This is a genomic window from Dyadobacter sp. OTU695 (assembly GCF_038440355.1).
In the GTDB taxonomy this organism is placed as follows: Bacteria; Bacteroidota; Bacteroidia; order Cytophagales; family Spirosomataceae; genus Dyadobacter.
The window spans coordinates 97828-114357 of sequence record NZ_JASATN010000005.1; the positions used below are offsets into that span (position 1 = coordinate 97828).

Below are 16530 nucleotides of genomic sequence, written 5' to 3' on the forward strand. Positions count from 1 at the left end.
ACCATCGAAAACAGTAAAGCAATTCCTCGTTTATGAAGACAATTTTAAAGGCCCTGTTCAGTTCAGCAATTCTACTCATCTCATTTGTTGCCCATGCCCAGAACCCGCCGATCGTGAATGCCACGGTTTCGGGAACGGTTCTCGATGCTGCTACCGATTCGCCCCTCATCGGCGCGACCGTGACCATCAAGGGAACGACCAACGGAGCGGCAACAGATGCAAACGGGCAGTTCCAGCTTGTAACAGGTCAGAAACTTCCATTTACACTGGTCGTTTCATTCCTAGGTTATATCAAAAAAGAGACCGTGATCGACGGCAGCGGAGTAACTATCAAACTGGACCCTTCGGCCGGGAATCTTGACGACGTGATCATTTCGTCGCGTCGCCGCCAGGAATCGGCACAGGAAGTGCCTATCCCGATTTCTGTCATCCGCGGGTCGACAGCGGAAGATGCCGGTGCGTTCAATGTAAACCGTTTGAAAGAATTGGTGCCTACGGTGCAGCTCTATGTTTCCAACGCACGTAACACCACATTGAACATTCGCGGTCTGGGGTCTACCTACGGTCTGACCAACGACGGTATCGACCCGGGTGTCGGCTTTTATGTCGACGGCGTTTACTATGCACGTCCGGCCGCTACCGCCCTTGATTTCATTGACATCGAACGCATTGAAGTACTCCGTGGGCCGCAGGGAACGCTTTTTGGCAAAAACACCACGGCCGGTGCATTCAATATCACCACCCGCGCCGCAAGCTTCGATCCGGGCGGCAGCTTCGAATTGAGCTATGGAAACTTCGGGTATATTCAGGCGAAGGGATCTTTCACCGGCCCGATCAACAAGAAATTAGCTGCACGTCTTTCGTTCACCGGAACACAGCGCAATGGCCTGTTCTTCAACGAGCATACGCAACAACCGATCAACGACATCAACAATATTGGCGTTCGCGGACAGATTCTTTATCAACCCAGCAGCAAAGTAAATATCACTGTGATCGGTGACGTTTCGGACCAGAAACCTAATGGCTACGGCTGGCCGGTGGCGGGCGTAGTGCCCACCAAACGTGCAGCATACCGCCAGTTCGACGCCATTATCGCTGATCTGGGCTACAAACTCCCCTATACAAGCGCTTTCGAACGTAAACTAGACCTCGACACGCCTTCCAAAGCCGATAACAGATTGGGCGGTGTTTCTGCCAACGCGGATATCAAAATCGGAAACGGAACGCTTACCGCTACCTCGGCATGGCGCTTTTGGAAATGGACCCCACTTAATGACCGCGATTACATCGGATTGCCGGTATTCACGATTTCTTCCGGAAATTCGGCACACGACCAATGGTCACAGGAGATCCGCTATTCAGGTAAAATCTCTCCGAAACTGAGCGGCGTAGTTGGCTTGTTCGGCCTTTGGCAAGACCTGAAATCGGATCCTGTCCAAACAGAAGAAGCAGGTTCGGCACAATGGCGCTTTGCGCAGAGCACCACCAGCGAGCTTTGGAAAACACCCGGCTTGTTCGATAACTTCGGCATCCGCACCACTAACCGCATTAAGAGCACCAGTTTGGCGGTGTTCGCGCAGGCCGACTGGGCTATCACTGACAAGCTGCATGTGCTGCCGGGCGTACGTTACAACTACGACAAGAAAGTGGTAGACTATGAAAGAAAGACCTATGGCGGCCTTCAAACGACCGACCCTGCATTGCTCGCATTGAAAAGGCTCGTGTATACCGACCAGGCATTCAATACCAATTACGATCAGGGTAACTTCTCGGGGCAATTGTCGCTCCAATACAAAGCCAGCAGCCGTTTCAATGCTTATGCTACCTACTCGATCGGTTACAAGCCTATCGGTGTGAATGTGGGCGGTTTGCCAACTGCCAATGGGGCGGTATTGCTCGACCTGGCTAATGTAAAACCGGAGCATGTTGACCACAAAGAACTGGGTATCAAAACCAAACCTACCGCAAACTCGGTCCTTAACCTGACCTTGTACCGTTCGGATATCAACGATTTCCAGACACAAGTTCAAACGCCCGAGCCCGGCGTAAACCGCGGATACCTTGCCAATGCCGAGAAAGTTCGGGTACAAGGTGTGGAAGTGGACGGAAACATCCGTTTCAGCAACCTGTCGTTCAACGCGGCGGTGGTCTATACCGATGGTAAATATGTGAAATTCAAAAACGCACCTGTGCCTTTGGAAGAAGTAGGCGGCGAGCAGGCTTTCAAGGATATTTCAGGCGGTGCGCTGCCGGGGATTTCGAAATGGTCGGGCTCCGCAGGTGGTGAAGGAACGGTGAAAGGCACGTTCCTGGGCTTGAAAGGAAATTACTTCCTGGGCGTCGACGTGTTTGCGCGTTCAGGCTTCTCATCCAGCCCGTCGCCATCGAAATACCTGAACATAGACGGCTACTCGCTGAGCAACGGCCGCCTCGGTTTCAGAGGTTCCAACGGTATTTCATTCTTTGTCTGGGCAAGAAACGTGTTCAACAAAGACTACTACGAACTGCTTCTTGCAGCCCCCGGCAGCTACGGCCAGTACGCCGGTATCGTAGGCGACCAACGCACCTACGGCGTAACATTGCGTTACTCGTTCTAGCATTTCAAAGAAATACGAATATTATAACACTATTGGTCGGGGCGCTCCTGTTGGGGGCGTCCTGATTTTTTTTGGTGTATAGAATCAAAAACAGGACACCGACACTAAGCAGGCACACTAGCGCATACTTCCGCCGTTTTCTTCGCCTCAATTTTTTCGTTCGACACCTTAAAAATAGGTACACCAAGTCTCGCTTCGAGCAATGCCAGCGTCTTGATCGTGAAGTTATGTGTACCCGTCATCCATTTGCTTACCTGTGACTCCTTCTTGCCCAGCATTTCTGCAAGTTCCTTTTGCGATATGCCTCTTATTTCAAGAATCTCATGAATTCGGTCCGCGATATCGAAACTTGCGTCCACAAATCTGTCGATGGCGGGGTCGGGAATAATTTTGTCCAGCTCGTTCATCATGCTATGTCTACAAATAGTTCACCTTCGAGTTGTGTCAGGTCAGGAGAATAGTAAATTGCCCCGTCCCTGATTTTTTCTATCAATTTCTTGTCAATCGCCATCATTAGCTTCATGGCCTTCCATGTTTCGGCGCCATCCTGCGTTTTCTGTCCTTTCTTCTCTCCCCCACCGTCCAGAATGATCACCTTATGACTGCATCGGATGCAATAGATCCGCAGTTTCGAGAAGGTTACAGGTCCGGCGCTTACGTTATTTTCAGGACGAAAATAGCCCTCGCTTGCCCCACGAACTTCGATATTGTGTAGCCACCTTTTAATAACTTGAATCTCCTCGACGTAGCCTTTTTCCAGATATTCTTTTACAAACACGTCGGTTTCGGAGGCCAGCTTACCTTCAAATCTGATCGAATAGACGGTTACTTTACTAGACCTGGAATACAATTCAAAATAAATACGATTCACTTATAAGTTAAGTTCAAATATAAAACATTTCCATTGAAAAGGAATGTTGAGTGAAATCGATTCTATTAGCAATATCTAAAAATTTCCCGGTTAAATTTCATAAGTAGATATTACCCAAATGCCGCTTCACCATCCGGACAGACCGGTTTCCCGGCAGTAAATCAGGCCATTACTATGAAAAAACTCGCGCTACTCGCGTGGGCGCTTCCTGCGCTCGCATTCGGACAAACTACCAGCTTACAACAAGGCTTCCAAACCCCGCCCGACGCAGCCAAACCGCGTGTATGGTGGCACTGGATGAACGGCAATATCACCAAAGAAGGTATTACCAAAGATCTGGAATGGATGAAACGCGTAGGCATAGGCGGTTTCCAGAATTTTGACGCAAGCCTTTTTACGCCTAACGTCACCCCAAAGAAACTCGTGTTCATGACGCCCGAATGGAAGGACGCATTCAAACACACCACCGATCTTGCCGAAAAATTGGGCCTTGAAATGGCCATTGCAGGTTCACCCGGGTGGAGCGTGACGGGTGGCCCGTGGGTGCCGGCAGCCGATGCGATGAAGAAATACGTCTGGACGGAAACCCGTGTCTCGGGCGGTCAGGCTTTTACAGGCAAATTGCCTCAGCCCAAACCCGTAGCAGGTAAGTTTCAGAATGTTCCCCTCCCCGCCGAAGGTGGCATTACCGGCCCGACGGGCGAAGTACCCGATTATTACGCCGACGCGGCAGTGATCGCTTACCGTCTGCCGGCAACCGACAAACTGATGACCTTCCTCAACCCGAAAGTCACTGCCAGCGGCGGCACATTCTCCGTCACCGACCTGACGGATGGCGATTTGGGCAAAACCAGCTTGCTGCCACCTATGGAAGTGGGCCAGGATATGTGGATCCAATATGAATTTGACAGCCCGCAGACCTTCAAGGCACTGACGATTGTGGGCGCGAGCTCGGGCGGGGCATTGGCGGAATTCAATGGCGCACCTAATAACCGGACTTTGAAAGTCAGCGACGACGGCGTGAACTTCCGGGATGTGGCGCCAATTAAAGGCAGTACCGTTCCTCAAAACACGCTGGCATTTGCACCCGTAACAGCCCGATTCTATCGCATCGCATTCAAGACATTACCGCCGCCATTTAATCCCTTTGCGTCGATGTTTGGAGGCGGGAACACAGAGCCGGCCAAGCCGGAGGGCGTGCAAGTAGCCGAAATTGTGTTCCATAACACCGACCGGATGGATCAATTTGAAGAAAAAGCCGGTTTCAGCCCGTGGAGAGAGAATACCGCGTCTTTTGTGCAAACCAATGCCGATGCTGTGCCGCTCACCGATGTGATCGACCTAACCTCTAAAATGAATGCCGATGGCATCCTTAACTGGACGCCGCCGGCCGGTAACTGGGTGGTGTTACGGCTGGGATACTCGCTCACCGGCCGTAAAAACCACCCCGCGTCGCCGGAAGCGACCGGCCTGGAAGTGGACAAGCTGGACAGGGAAGCTGTTACCAAATACATGAATACCTACCTCGATATGTACAAAGACGCTACGGGCGGCCAAATGGGTGCCAAAGGGCTGCAATATATGGTACTCGACAGCTACGAGGCAGGGCATATGACCTGGACGAAAACCATGCCTGCCGAGTTTAAAAAACGGCGCGGTTATGACATTACACCCTGGATTCCCGTACTCACGGGCATAATTGTGAAAAGTGCGGCCGAAAGTGACCGGTTTTTGTGGGATTTCCGCAAAACAATCGGCGAACTGATCGTCGAAAATCATTACGAGGTAATCGGTGATGCACTGAAGGCGCGCGGAATGAAACGTTACACCGAGTCACACGAGGGTGGGCGCATTTACCTGGCCGACGGCATGGATGTGAAGCGTAAGGCTGACATCCCGATGGCGGCCATGTGGACGCCCGGCAGCCTGGCCGGTGGTACCGACGAAGAAGTCCGTAGTGAGGCCGATATCCGCGAATCGGCGTCGGTGGCACATATTTACGGACAAAACCTCGTTGCGGCGGAATCAATGACCTCCGTCGGCAATGCATTTACCTGGTATCCCGAAAAACTCAAACGCACTGCCGACCTTGAAATGGCCTCCGGACTGAACCGGTTCGTGATCCACACCTCGGTCCACCAACCACTCGACGACAAAAAGCCCGGCTTTTCGCTGGGGCCGTTCGGGCAGTATTTTACCCGCCAGGAGACCTGGGCCGAGCCGGCTAGCGCCTGGATGAATTACCTTGGCAGAAGCTGCTTTATGCTCCAACAGGGCAAACCGGTGGTGGACGTGCTGTATTATTATGGAGAAAATTCCAATATCACGCAGATTTCTACCCAAAAACTGCCAGCTATCCCGGCAGGTTATGCATTCGATTTTGCTAATTCAAGCGTAGTCAGGAACATGCTGAAAGTGGAAAAAGGGATGATTGTGACGCCATCCGGCCAGCAGTACCGGTTGCTTGTACTCGACTCGACGGCACGCAATATGACTTTGCCGGTACTTCAAAAGATCGGCGAACTGGTAGCTTCGGGCATGAAAATCGCGGGCGTGAAACCGGAGCGATCGCCCAGCCTGAGCGACGATGCTAAGGCATTTGGAGCGCTGGTAAACCAGATCTGGAATAATGCCAATGTTTCCACGCAACCGCTGGAAACCGTTTTGAAAAGCATCGTTCCCAAAGATGTAATCATCACCGGTGAGAAGGCCAAAATCCTGTATGTACACCGCCAGACCGCCGATACCGATATTTACTGGCTCGATAACCGCAGCAATGACGCGAACGAAGCGCAGGCAAGCTTCCGGGTAAGCGGCAAAGTCCCGCTTATCTGGAACCCCGAAACTGGCAAAACCAGCAAAGTCTCCTACCAGATCGCCGATGGTCGCACGACGATTCCCCTGAAATTTGATTCATGGCAGGCCTATTTCATTGTTTTTAGCGGTAAATCGACGACAAATTCCTATACGGAACCGGCCCTGGCCGAATCGGAAGTCGCGGGCGTTACCGGCGCGTGGACCGTCCGCTTCCAGGCAGGCCTGGGCGCTCCTGCGCAGGCACGACTGAATGCCTTGACTTCGCTTTCGGAGAATGCCGATGCGGGTGTTAAATATTTCTCGGGAACTGCCACCTACGAAAATACCTTAAATGTGCCCGCTATTAGCAAAAATGCGCGGTACAGGCTGGACCTGGGTGATGTAAGAAACCTGGCGGAAGTAATCGTTAACGGCAAAAACGTAGGTATTACCTGGAAAAAACCATTCCGTCTGGATGTGACGGATGCCTTGAAGCAGGGCCCCAACAGCATTCAGGTGAAGGTTACCAACACCTGGGTGAACCGGCTCATCGGCGACGCACAACCCGGCGTGACAAACAAAATTACTTACACAACAATGCCATTTTACAAGGCCGATGCGCCACTGCTGCCCAGCGGCTTGCTCGGTCCGGTTAAACTGATTGCGGCAACGCCGGTTAAATGACGGGGGCACGAGTAGTCAAGTGTGGTCAGGAGTAGTCAAGTGTAGTCAAGTCTTGTCAACACTGGACAATTCCTGACCATACCTGACCATACCGTTAACAAGTCCTCGGACAAGGAGCGCTCAGGTCGTAGTAGCCGCTTTCTTCGTCGTCGGTCATGCCGCTAACGTCGCCTTCCCGGTTGGCGATGCCCTGGAACAGCAGTCCGAAGGCATACGAACCCGTCAGTTCCTTCTGAACCGCTTCGCCGGCCGCAGGGAAATACCGGTGCAACACAAAACGAATGTAGATCTTCGGCATTTTCTCAAACCTGAAAAGCGCGGCGAGGAGTTCTTTCACAGGATAATTATAGCCATTCAGAAACCCATATTGCGTACGGAACAGCGGACTGGCAATCTCGCCCGCATGCCCTTTTTCTTCCCAGTACCTGATCCACTGTTTCGCCAGAACATCGGGGACATTTCCGCCCGGACCATCCCCCGCTTCACGGAAATCACCCGGTGCATGTGCATAGTACGGCGTAATGATTTGTCCGGCATTGTCGACACCGAAAAGCACGAGTTTGAACGCCGTCTCCTCCGTATCAAAACCAAACCTGACTTTTATAACGGAAATACCCGGCGTAGAAACGAGTGTTTCAAAATCGTTACCGTCGAAAAAATCACCTAAAAGGAGTTTGCTCCCCAAATTAAAAAAACCAAAGGGCTCCTGGCTGTGTTCCAATGCCTGCCACTGGGCAGTCCATTTTGCAAAAACTTCGTCACTGATGAACTTCGGCATGCTCGCTGAGATTTAGTGGTTTAAAAAGGCATTTGCTTTCCGATCATCCGGAGCAACCCGCGTCCGGACAATGGAAAGCAATATACCTAAGGGTCAGGTAGTGATGTAACTAATTCGTTAAAAAATTAGAATTAATTCGATTTATCGGTTGGGTTTACTATCAATGATGTCCTGCGGAAGCGCGGTCCCGGAAGCTGGATTCGGAGAACCATAGGCTCCCCGAATCGTTATCGCCACCGGTGATTTAGTTTGATGATTTTCAGACGCAAGAGCCAATCAGGGTTATTTTTCAGCACCCCTCCTGATTGACATGTCAAAGTTCCGCAAAGCAGGGCCGGCGTGTAAGCGTGTAAACACCTGAATATAAAAACAGGTGTTTTCCGGGGGATAAAGGGGGCTCCTTAGCGATTTTTTCGTTGGCCAGCGCAATGTCCTCCGGTTCGGCCTCGGGCTCCTCCTGCTCAATGCTCGCCGCCGGCTCATACTGCAGGGAGAGCAGGATGGGGAAATGATCCGATGAAAAGTTTTCCAGCCGCGCCAGTTCTACCAGCTTAAAATCCGTCGAACAGAACACATGATCGAGCGGAAAGCGCAAAACCGGCATTTTCGCATGGAAAGTGTTGTAAAAGCCCCGGCCTACCCGTGGGTCCAGCAGCCCGCTGATTTTTGTAAAAAGATCGGTTGTGTACGACCAGGCCACATCGTTGAGGTCACCTACGACAATGCACGGCAAACGACTGGCCTTCACTTCCTTCGCCACCAGCAAAAGCTCCTTGTCCCGTTCGGTGGAATGCAGATTTTCGCCGGGTACCGGTGGCGTGGGATGTACGCAAAATAGCTGCACTTTCTTGCCGGAAGGTAATGTAACCAACGTTTTTATCGACGGTATTTCATCATCCACAAGGTAGCGCACCTGTATTTCCGAAAGCGCCAGTTTCGAATAAAGCAGCATGCCGTAGGTGTTTTCCAGCGGTACCGGCACCTCATAGGGATAGTTATCACGCAATGCCAGCGTATTTGTATGCCAATAGCTGTCGGTTTCCAGCAAAAGCACGATGTCAGGATCGTGTTTCCTGATCAGGTTCAGGCAGCCGGCAGTGTTCCTGTTGTCCTGAAAAACATTGGACGACAGGATCGATACCCGGCTTTCCGGCAGATGTTTCTCAGCCGTGAGGATCACCTTTCCCGCCAAGGGTGTAAAAGGGTAAATCAAGTAGCCAAGGTAAATACTGTTCAAAACGAATGCCCCGGAAAGTAGCAACGTCTGTAATTCGGCGGAAAAATACAGGCTGATGTACACACCTGCAACGGCCACACTCAGAACGAGTTTTTGCAACCTGGGATATTCGAAAACCCGGAATGTCCAGTAGTCGCTACGGATCAAAGGGATGAGCGACATCAATACGATCAGCGTGCCGGCGACTTCCAGAAAGGTTTTGAAATAGTGCATCGTTCAGGTCAGGTAAGAACTGCAATATTTCAATTATTCCGCATCATATCAACATTTGCATGAAGCATCTGCTACTTCTTTGCCCTTCGGCAGGTTTCTTATCCGGAAATAAATCCCTTTATTCGCATCTTCACCAATCCATGCCATCATGAAATTGCTGCCTGGCTTACTCCTTTTTATGTGGTTCTTTGCAGCTCAGGTCATAGCCCAGAAGCCCTCCCCCACGCGGGTAGTCACGTACCGGAATCCCGTCATTGCGGGTGACTTTGCAGATCCCTCCGTCATCCGCGTGGGCGATACGTACTATGCGGCCGGAACTTCTTCGGAATGGGGGCCCGCCTATCCTATTTATAGTTCCAAAGACCTTGTGAACTGGGAATATGTCGGTCCGGTTTTCACCGAACTACCCAAATGGACAATGGGAAGCTACTGGGCGCCGGAGCTGTTTTTCCGGAACGGTACATTTTACGTTTATTATACCGCACGACGGAAATCCGACAAGCAATCGGTGATCGGAGTAGCCAGTACAAAGGATATCACAAAGGGATTCAAAGACCACGGCATAATCATCGAGTGGACCAAAGAGGCCATCGACGCTTTTGTGATAGAGGATAAGGGAAAACTGTTCATTACCTGGAAAGCCTATGGCCTGGACAAAGACCGCAGCATTGAGCTGCTTGGCGCCGAGTTGTCGGCGGATGGCCTGAAAGTGACCGGAAAGGAATTTAGCCTCATCAAAGCTGATCCCACAGGTTGGGAAGCCGGCGGGGCCGAGGGGCAGGCTATATTTAAAAGAGGCAACTATTGGTATATGCTCTATTCCGGCAATGCCTGCTGCGGCGACCGTTGTGACTACCAGGTGGGACTGGCAAGGGCCGAAAAGCTACAAGGCCCCTGGATCAAATATGCAGGAAACCCCGTGCTTTTTGGGGATAATGCGTGGAAATGCCCCGGCCATGGTACCGTGGTAGTAACACCCGATCGCCGCTATTTTTACCTCCACCACGCTTATAACGGCATCGACTTCACATTCGCCGGCCGGCAGGGTGTGCTGAGCGAGCTGGTTTGGGACGAAACTACCCGCTGGCCGGCATTCAGATATGGTAAGACAACGCCCGCGCAGGCCGAGTCGCCTACCGGTGCGGGGACCGTACCGCAACAGGGTTTCAGCTTTTTAGTTAACTATGAGCGTGATACGCTGCGATTGCCCTGGGTGTTCGACGCCAGTCAGCCGAAGCCTAATTTTAATATCCGGGCGGCAGCTTTGGAAATCAAATGCGAGAATCCGGCCGCGACGGGCAACTTTCTGGGTCACACTATTAAAAATGGCAGCTATACCTTTGCGACGGAGTTCGTGATCAAAGACGATCTTTTCCAGAATATTGTCCTGTACGGGGATGCGCAAAACGCCATAGGCTATGGTGCGGGCCAGAACCGCGTGGAGCTATGGCAAGTGAAGGACGGCAAACGGGAAATCCTCAACACGCAGGACATTCCTGATAAATACCGGAACATCCGGCTGGAACTGCGAAGCCGCTACGGCCGCTTCTACGAATTCAGCTGGGCTGTAAAAGGCCAGAAAATCGACTCGCTGACCAGTTCTGTGCAATTGGAAGCCCCCTGGCTGCCCCGCTGGGACCGGGCACCGAGAGTGGGTATCAGCGTGACGGGTATGCAGAATGGGAAAAGCGAAATCAAAGCGGTTGAAATGAAGTATGATTAAACGCACGGTAAAAACCAACCGTTACTTCGCAGACGTTCAGGAGTAGAATAAAAAAATAAGGCCCGTAAGCACTTTGGCTTACAGACCTTACTTACGTATTCAGCGTCTTAAAAGGGCTCCCGCCCCAATGTCAGTTCAAGTTCGACGGGTTCTGCCTACTTGGAGGCGTGGTCGGCTATTTCGGCCTTCCGCAGTTCGAGTACGATCCTGATGCCTATGCCGGCAATTGTTACCGCAATCCCGAGCTGGACCAGTCCTGCCCACATGCTTATCGTCCATTCCATTTTTGTATCGATTTAATTTTCAACACAAATTAAAAACGACCGGGCCTGGTATTAAAGTGTTATCAATTAACCGGTTATCCAATTTAGTAAACGGCCAAAAATCGGAATATTGAAAAAAATTTACCCCGACCGCATTGCAGAAATTGAATTCATTTTTAACTTTGAAATACAAAGTACTTTTTAACACCACAAATAACACCCGATCACCACTGAAAAAAGCTAGTCACAACTTTCAATTCTTGTTGTATGCGCGAAGAAATCCTGTTGAATCAAAACAATGCCCGCCAACTGGAAAGGTTGTATCGGGGCAACAAACCGGGCTTTAAAGCCGCTTTTAATGCATTATACCCCGAATTACCCGGCAATCTGCTTGCGGAAGGATGGTACCAGCGGCTTAATTTCAGCCAGGACGACCTTTCCCTGGGCACCACAGGGTGGGGCACCCCCGCCGAGCGTACCTTTGTGGTCGCCGCTTCGCTATTCGCCGCGCTGATCGCCAAGTTGCCCGAAATGTTTTCGATCAGCGACGACTTTTTCTATCCCCGCAACATCGGCTTCATCGTCGCGCCGGTACTCATGGCCTATTTTGCCTGGAAAAATGCGATTTCGTGGAAAACACGGGGTATAGTAATCCTGCTTCTGGCAGCGTCGGCCGTGTATATCAATTGGCTCCCCCAAAATGAAAAGAGCGACACGCTGATCCTGTCGTGCATTCACCTGCCGCTGTGGTTGTGGTCGCTGGTGGGTGCGGCGTACAACGGTGGCAAGTGGAGAAACGGTGCAAACTGGCTGGAATTCCTTCGCTACACCGGCGAGCTTGTCGTGATGTCGGGACTACTCGTATTGTCAGGCGGCCTGACTACCGCCATCACCATCGGGCTTTTCGGACTGATCGGCTGGAATATTCAGGAATTCTACTTTAAATATATCGTCATATGCGGACTTGCTGCCGTACCCATTGTCGCCACATTCATCACCCGGGTGCAGCCGACGCTCGTGAGCAAGATACCACCGATTATTGCAAAACTGTTCAGCCCTGTGGCATTGGTTATGCTGGTCGTGTACCTCGTTGCCACACTTGTTGCCGGCAAAAGTCCTTATCACGACCGTGAGTTCCTGGTACTTTTCAATGGCCTGCTGGTTGGTGTAATGGCCCTGATATTCTTTTCGATAGCCGAAACCGACCAATCGGGCGGTAATCGTGCTCAGATTGTATTGCTCTTCCTGCTATCGGCGGTAACACTGCTGGTGAATAGCATTGCATTGTCGGCGGTTCTCTTCCGGATTTCGGAATGGGGGCTGACGCCGAACCGCGCCGCGGTACTGGGCGCCAATGTGCTGATGCTCGCCCATTTGTTTTATGTAGGGCTCAAACTTTTCGCAGTACTAAGCAAAAAGACGGGTCTGCCGGCAGTTGGCGCGTCGCTGACGGTTTTCCTTCCGCTGTACAGCATATGGAGTGCTATTGTTATCTTCCTCTTCCCGCTGATTTTCGGGTTTAAATAACACTTTTAAAAAGTACTAAACATATAATACTTTCCTTTTAAAAACTGCCGGACGGCCGCTGGATTACCGGCGGTTTTTTTCGGCTTTCGGGATCTTTAAGAACAATCCATGGTGGCGATCGAATCGGGCGGACAGCGGTTTTGATTTTCCCACATTCAAAGGAGAGTAAAAGAAGGCGGGGCGCGCCTTCAAGGGGGTATGAAAAAGTACTGCTTTCTTTTCTTTCAGCTACAACTACTTGCAGCGGTTGCTTGTGCTCAATCCGGAAAATCGCCTGATTTTCCCGACGGAACGAAAATACCTTCCTGGTTTTCAGATACATCCAAAATTGTTCTAAAAAACTTGGGCAAGCAGTATGTGATCACCCGGCACGGCATCTCTACGGATAGCAATATTGTTCAGACCGTCCAAATCCAGCGGGTAATCGACCAGGCGAGTGCACAGGGCGGAGGGGTCATAGTTGTCCCGAAAGGTACTTTTCTCAGTGGGGCATTGTTTTTCAAACCCAAAACACACCTTTACCTGGCAGAAGGCGCCGTATTGAAAGGGTCCGACAAGATCGCCGATTATCCGATCATGCCGTCCCGCATGGAAGGACAAAACCTGGATTATTTCCCTGCATTGGTGAATGCCTACGGCGTGAACGGCTTTTCGATTTCGGGTAAGGGAACGATCGACGGCAACGGGCTCAATTACTGGAAGGCGTTCTGGCAGCGACGCAAGGAAAATCCGAATTGTACCAATCTGGAAGTGTCGCGCCCGCGGCTGGTTTTCATCTGGAAAAGCAACGACGTGCAGGTCCAGGATGTGACGCTGCAAAACTCGGGGTTCTGGACGAGCCATTATTATCAGTGCAACAACATCAAAATTCTGAATGTAAGAATCACCGCGCCCCACGAGCCCGTTAAGGCACCGAGTACGGATGCCATCGACCTCGATGTGTGCAATAACGTGCTCGTGAAAGGCTGCTACCTCGCTGTGAACGACGATGCGATCGCGCTGAAAGGCGGAAAAGGCCCCTATGCCGATCAGGACCCCGGTAACGGTGCCAACACCAATATCATCATCGAGGACACCCGCTTCGGCTTTTGCCACGCGGCGCTAACGTGTGGTAGCGAGGCAATTCACAACAAAAATGTCGTGATGCGGAACTGTCATATCGAGAACGCCATGCGGGTCCTCTGGTTGAAAATGCGCCCGGATACCCCTCAGAAATACGAATTTATAAGTGTTGAAAACGTGGATGGTAACGCTTACAGCCTCATTTATGTAAAACCCTGGAAACAGTTCTTCGACCTGAAAGGCAGAAAGGACGTCCCGCTCTCCTACTCCGACCATATCAGTCTGAAAAACATCAAACTGAAATGTGAGGTATTTTTCGACGTGAGCCCGGGTGAATACGACAAATTATCGAAGTTCAATTTTGAAAACCTCGATATTACGGCAAAAAACGCCGCCTACGATAAATCTGTGGTCGACGGCTTTGAGCTCACGAACGTGAAAGTCAATAATAAGATCATCCAATAGCGATTAACCGCCCAGGTGCTGGCAAGCCAGCTCGTAAAACTCGGTAACGAAGGAATCGTAGGCGATGAATATATCGGGCTTGGCGATAAAGTCCTTTGCGCCTGCGCGTACGCACTTCTCGCGCGTGGACATGACGGAAGAAGTCGAGGTCGCGAAAACGGCAATATCCGGATAAGTCGCTTTTAGCTCATCGATAATGTCATAGCCGTTTTTGCCGGGCATATTCAGATCCGACAGAACAAGTTCGGGAAGCACCCGCGGCGAGCCGTGCAGCCATTCGGTCAGCTGGTCGCCGTTCCCGAATTCCCCGAGTATTTCGAATTCCCCGGAAGCCCTGAACGCTTCGGACATAAAGAAACGCTCGTCTTCATCATTTTCAACAATGGCAAGTCTGAATGTTCTCATACTCCGGACTTATATCTTGGGTAAAACAATATGAAAACTGGCGCCGCTTCCCGGCACCGATTCGGCCCAGATTTTGCCCCGATGCCGCTCGACGACCTTCTTACAAACAGCCAGGCCGACGCCATTCCCGGCATATTGATTCGCAAAATGCAGCCTCCTGAAAATCTCGAATATCTTTTCCAGATTATCTGGTGAAATACCGATACCGTTATCCTCCACCACAAACCGCACGCTGCCGTTTTCCATCCAGGACTTCACTACTACTTCCGGTTTGCTCCCGTTGGTAAATTTCAGGGCATTCGCGAGCAGGTTTTGAAAAAGCTGTACCAACTGTACACGGTCGCCGTAGATAAATGGCACGTCGCTATTCACACGAATCTGCGCGCCCGACTGCTCGACCGCGTCATTCAGGTTCTGGATCGCCTCACCGATCACATCCCCGACTTTCAGTTTCTGGCGTTGCAACCCTATTTTACTAATCTGGGAATAATGCAGCAGGTTATCGATAAGATCGTGCATGCGCTGGGCCGCCAGGATGCCTTTTCCAATGCTCGGCTTCATGAGGTCAAACCTCTGCTGGTCAAGGTGGCGATCCATCAGTTGCAAAAAGCTCCGTACCGTCCGCAGGGGTTCTTTTAAATCGTGGGAAACGATGGCTGTAAATTGCTCCAACTCCCGGTTTACGGAAGACAGCTCGCTGTTGGTAACCGAAAGTTCTTCTGCCAGCTGCCGGTACTTGTCAGAACTGTCCTGTAAGGCCTGCTCGCTCATTTTACGCTCCGTAAGGTCGCGGGTCACTTTGGAAAAGCCACTCAGCCGGCCCTCGGCGTCATATGTTGCGGTAATGACGATATTTGCCCAAAAACGGGTGCCGTCTTTCCGCAAACGCCAGCCTTCCTCTTCATACTTTCCCGTCGACCGGGCGATTTTCAGCTCCCAAGCAGGCTTGCCGTTCAGAATATCCTCTTCCGGGTAAAAAATGGAGAAGTACTTTCCGATCACTTCATCGGCGCTGTAACCTTTGATGCGTCTGGCCCCTTCGTTCCAGCTGACGATACGGCCTTTCGTATCGAGCATGAATATCCCATAGTCGCCGACCTGCTCCACCAGCGAGCGGTAGCGGGCTTCGCTCTGCCGCAGGAATTCTTCGTCTTTCAACCGTTGGGTCAGGTCACGGGTTACTTTTGAATACCCGACAAGCTGATTCCGGTCGTTGAATAACGCCGTTAGGACAACGCTTGCCCAAAACAAGGAACCATCCTTTTTAACCCGCCATCCTTCCTCGCGGTACGAACCGCTGTCGCGGGCAATCTGCAACTTCTTTTTAGGCTTATCTTCGAGCAGGTCGGCGGACGGGTAGAACACCGAAAAATGTTTGCCCAGAATTTCGCTTTCGGTGTAGCCGTGAATGAATGTTCCGCCGTCGTTCCAGGTAACGACATAGCCATCCGGGTCCAGCATGAATATCGAATAATCTCTTATCGCTTCGACCATCAGCCGGTAGCGCTCTTCGCTTTCGAGGAGATCAAGCTGCTTTTTCTTTTGTTCGGTGATGTCGCGCAGCAGTACGCAGTAACCGGTGAGCCGTTCCGATTCGTCAAAAACGGCAGAATAGGACGTTTCTGCCCAATACCTGGTGCTGTCTTTCCTCAGCTTCCAGCCTTCCACCACCAGCCTCTTCTTTTTCTGCACCAGGGCCAGCTCATGCCGGTATTTAATGGGATCGTCCTGGCCGTCGCCAATCGTATAAAATGGCTTTGTTTCTATTTCGGTATCTTCATAACCCGTGATGGCGCTTGCGGCTGCATTACAAGTCGTTATTCTGCCCGCTTTGTCCAACATAAAAATACCTTCGGGAAGGTTGCGGAAAATCAGGTCGGAGTTTAGGTGCATGAATGGGTAAGGTATA

Annotated in this window: 12 protein-coding genes; 5 read left to right on the plus strand and 7 right to left on the minus strand. The window is 51.2% G+C overall.

The features are described 5' to 3' along the window. The first annotated feature begins 32 nt into the window (after positions 1-32). Positions 33-2597 carry a TonB-dependent receptor gene (locus AAHB90_RS12055; RefSeq protein ID WP_342085352.1) on the plus strand — a complete coding sequence of 855 codons (2565 nt, stop codon included), beginning with the start codon at positions 33-35 and terminating at the stop codon, positions 2595-2597. A gap of 104 nt (positions 2598-2701) precedes the next feature. On the opposite strand, the gene AAHB90_RS12060 is transcribed toward AAHB90_RS12055, so the two are convergent. Both AAHB90_RS12060 and AAHB90_RS12065 read right to left on the minus strand, forming a co-directional pair. Continuing rightward, a complete protein-coding gene (locus AAHB90_RS12060) occupies positions 2702-3007 on the minus strand; it encodes a helix-turn-helix domain-containing protein (RefSeq protein WP_342085353.1) in 306 nt (101 codons plus the stop codon). Beyond that, a complete protein-coding gene (locus tag AAHB90_RS12065; RefSeq protein ID WP_342085354.1) occupies positions 3004-3468 on the minus strand; it encodes a hypothetical protein in 465 nt (154 codons plus the stop codon). The genes AAHB90_RS12060 and AAHB90_RS12065 overlap by 4 nt, the downstream gene beginning before the upstream one ends. 174 nt (positions 3469-3642) lie before the next feature. On the opposite strand from AAHB90_RS12065, the gene AAHB90_RS12070 reads away from it, so the two are divergent. Beyond that, positions 3643-6948, plus strand: a complete 3306-nt coding sequence (locus AAHB90_RS12070; RefSeq protein ID WP_342085356.1) for a glycosyl hydrolase — start codon at positions 3643-3645, stop codon at positions 6946-6948. 94 nt (positions 6949-7042) lie between these two features. On the opposite strand, the gene AAHB90_RS12075 is transcribed toward AAHB90_RS12070, so the two are convergent. Both AAHB90_RS12075 and AAHB90_RS12080 read right to left on the minus strand, forming a co-directional pair. Beyond that, positions 7043-7726: a hypothetical protein gene (locus AAHB90_RS12075; protein ID WP_342085358.1), complete on the minus strand. Its 684-nt coding sequence runs from the start codon at positions 7724-7726 to the stop codon at positions 7043-7045. Between the two features lie 313 nt (positions 7727-8039). Then, positions 8040-9176 (minus strand): endonuclease/exonuclease/phosphatase family protein, encoded by a 1137-nt coding sequence (locus tag AAHB90_RS12080; protein WP_342085359.1) that lies wholly within the window; start codon positions 9174-9176, stop codon positions 8040-8042. Positions 9177-9324: 148 nt separating this feature from the next. On the opposite strand from AAHB90_RS12080, the gene AAHB90_RS12085 reads away from it, so the two are divergent. Beyond that, on the plus strand, positions 9325-10899 hold the full coding sequence (locus AAHB90_RS12085; RefSeq protein ID WP_342085361.1) for a glycoside hydrolase family 43 protein: 1575 nt from the start codon (positions 9325-9327) through the stop codon (positions 10897-10899). 155 nt (positions 10900-11054) lie between these two features. Here AAHB90_RS12085 and AAHB90_RS12090 read toward each other — a convergent pair whose 3' ends face one another. Then, on the minus strand, positions 11055-11183 hold the full coding sequence (locus AAHB90_RS12090) for a hypothetical protein (protein WP_342085363.1): 129 nt from the start codon (positions 11181-11183) through the stop codon (positions 11055-11057). A gap of 246 nt (positions 11184-11429) precedes the next feature. Between AAHB90_RS12090 and AAHB90_RS12095 the strand changes: the two genes are divergently transcribed. Continuing rightward, the gene (locus AAHB90_RS12095; protein ID WP_342085365.1) at positions 11430-12689 is read left to right on the plus strand and encodes a hypothetical protein; all 1260 of its coding nucleotides are present in this window, start codon (positions 11430-11432) and stop codon (positions 12687-12689) included. Between the two features lie 198 nt (positions 12690-12887). Beyond that, the gene (locus tag AAHB90_RS12100; RefSeq protein WP_342085367.1) at positions 12888-14216 is read left to right on the plus strand and encodes a rhamnogalacturonidase; all 1329 of its coding nucleotides are present in this window, start codon (positions 12888-12890) and stop codon (positions 14214-14216) included. Between the two features lie 3 nt (positions 14217-14219). Here AAHB90_RS12100 and AAHB90_RS12105 read toward each other — a convergent pair whose 3' ends face one another. Together AAHB90_RS12105 and AAHB90_RS12110 are read right to left on the minus strand one after the other, a co-directional pair. Then, on the minus strand, positions 14220-14621 hold the full coding sequence (locus AAHB90_RS12105; RefSeq protein WP_342085369.1) for a response regulator: 402 nt from the start codon (positions 14619-14621) through the stop codon (positions 14220-14222). Between the two features lie 9 nt (positions 14622-14630). Continuing rightward, positions 14631-16514, minus strand: a complete 1884-nt coding sequence (locus tag AAHB90_RS12110) for a PAS domain S-box protein (protein WP_342085370.1) — start codon at positions 16512-16514, stop codon at positions 14631-14633. Positions 16515-16530 lie beyond the last annotated feature (16 nt).

Bases quoted from the DNA above. Each gene is read 5' to 3' on its own strand.
- AAHB90_RS12055 (WP_342085352.1), top strand. From the start codon at position 33: ATGAAGACAATTTTAAAGGCCCTGTTCAGTTCAGCAATTCTACTCATC.
- AAHB90_RS12060 (WP_342085353.1), bottom strand. From the start codon at position 3,007: ATGATGAACGAGCTGGACAAAATTATTCCCGACCCCGCCATCGACAGA.
- AAHB90_RS12070 (WP_342085356.1), top strand. From the start codon at position 3,643: ATGAAAAAACTCGCGCTACTCGCGTGGGCGCTTCCTGCGCTCGCATTC.
- AAHB90_RS12075 (WP_342085358.1), bottom strand. From the start codon at position 7,726: ATGCCGAAGTTCATCAGTGACGAAGTTTTTGCAAAATGGACTGCCCAG.
- AAHB90_RS12080 (WP_342085359.1), bottom strand. From the start codon at position 9,176: ATGCACTATTTCAAAACCTTTCTGGAAGTCGCCGGCACGCTGATCGTA.
- AAHB90_RS12085 (WP_342085361.1), top strand. From the start codon at position 9,325: ATGAAATTGCTGCCTGGCTTACTCCTTTTTATGTGGTTCTTTGCAGCT.
- AAHB90_RS12090 (WP_342085363.1), bottom strand. From the start codon at position 11,183: ATGGAATGGACGATAAGCATGTGGGCAGGACTGGTCCAGCTCGGGATT.
- AAHB90_RS12095 (WP_342085365.1), top strand. From the start codon at position 11,430: ATGCGCGAAGAAATCCTGTTGAATCAAAACAATGCCCGCCAACTGGAA.
- AAHB90_RS12100 (WP_342085367.1), top strand. From the start codon at position 12,888: ATGAAAAAGTACTGCTTTCTTTTCTTTCAGCTACAACTACTTGCAGCG.
- AAHB90_RS12105 (WP_342085369.1), bottom strand. From the start codon at position 14,621: ATGAGAACATTCAGACTTGCCATTGTTGAAAATGATGAAGACGAGCGT.
- AAHB90_RS12110 (WP_342085370.1), bottom strand. From the start codon at position 16,514: ATGCACCTAAACTCCGACCTGATTTTCCGCAACCTTCCCGAAGGTATT.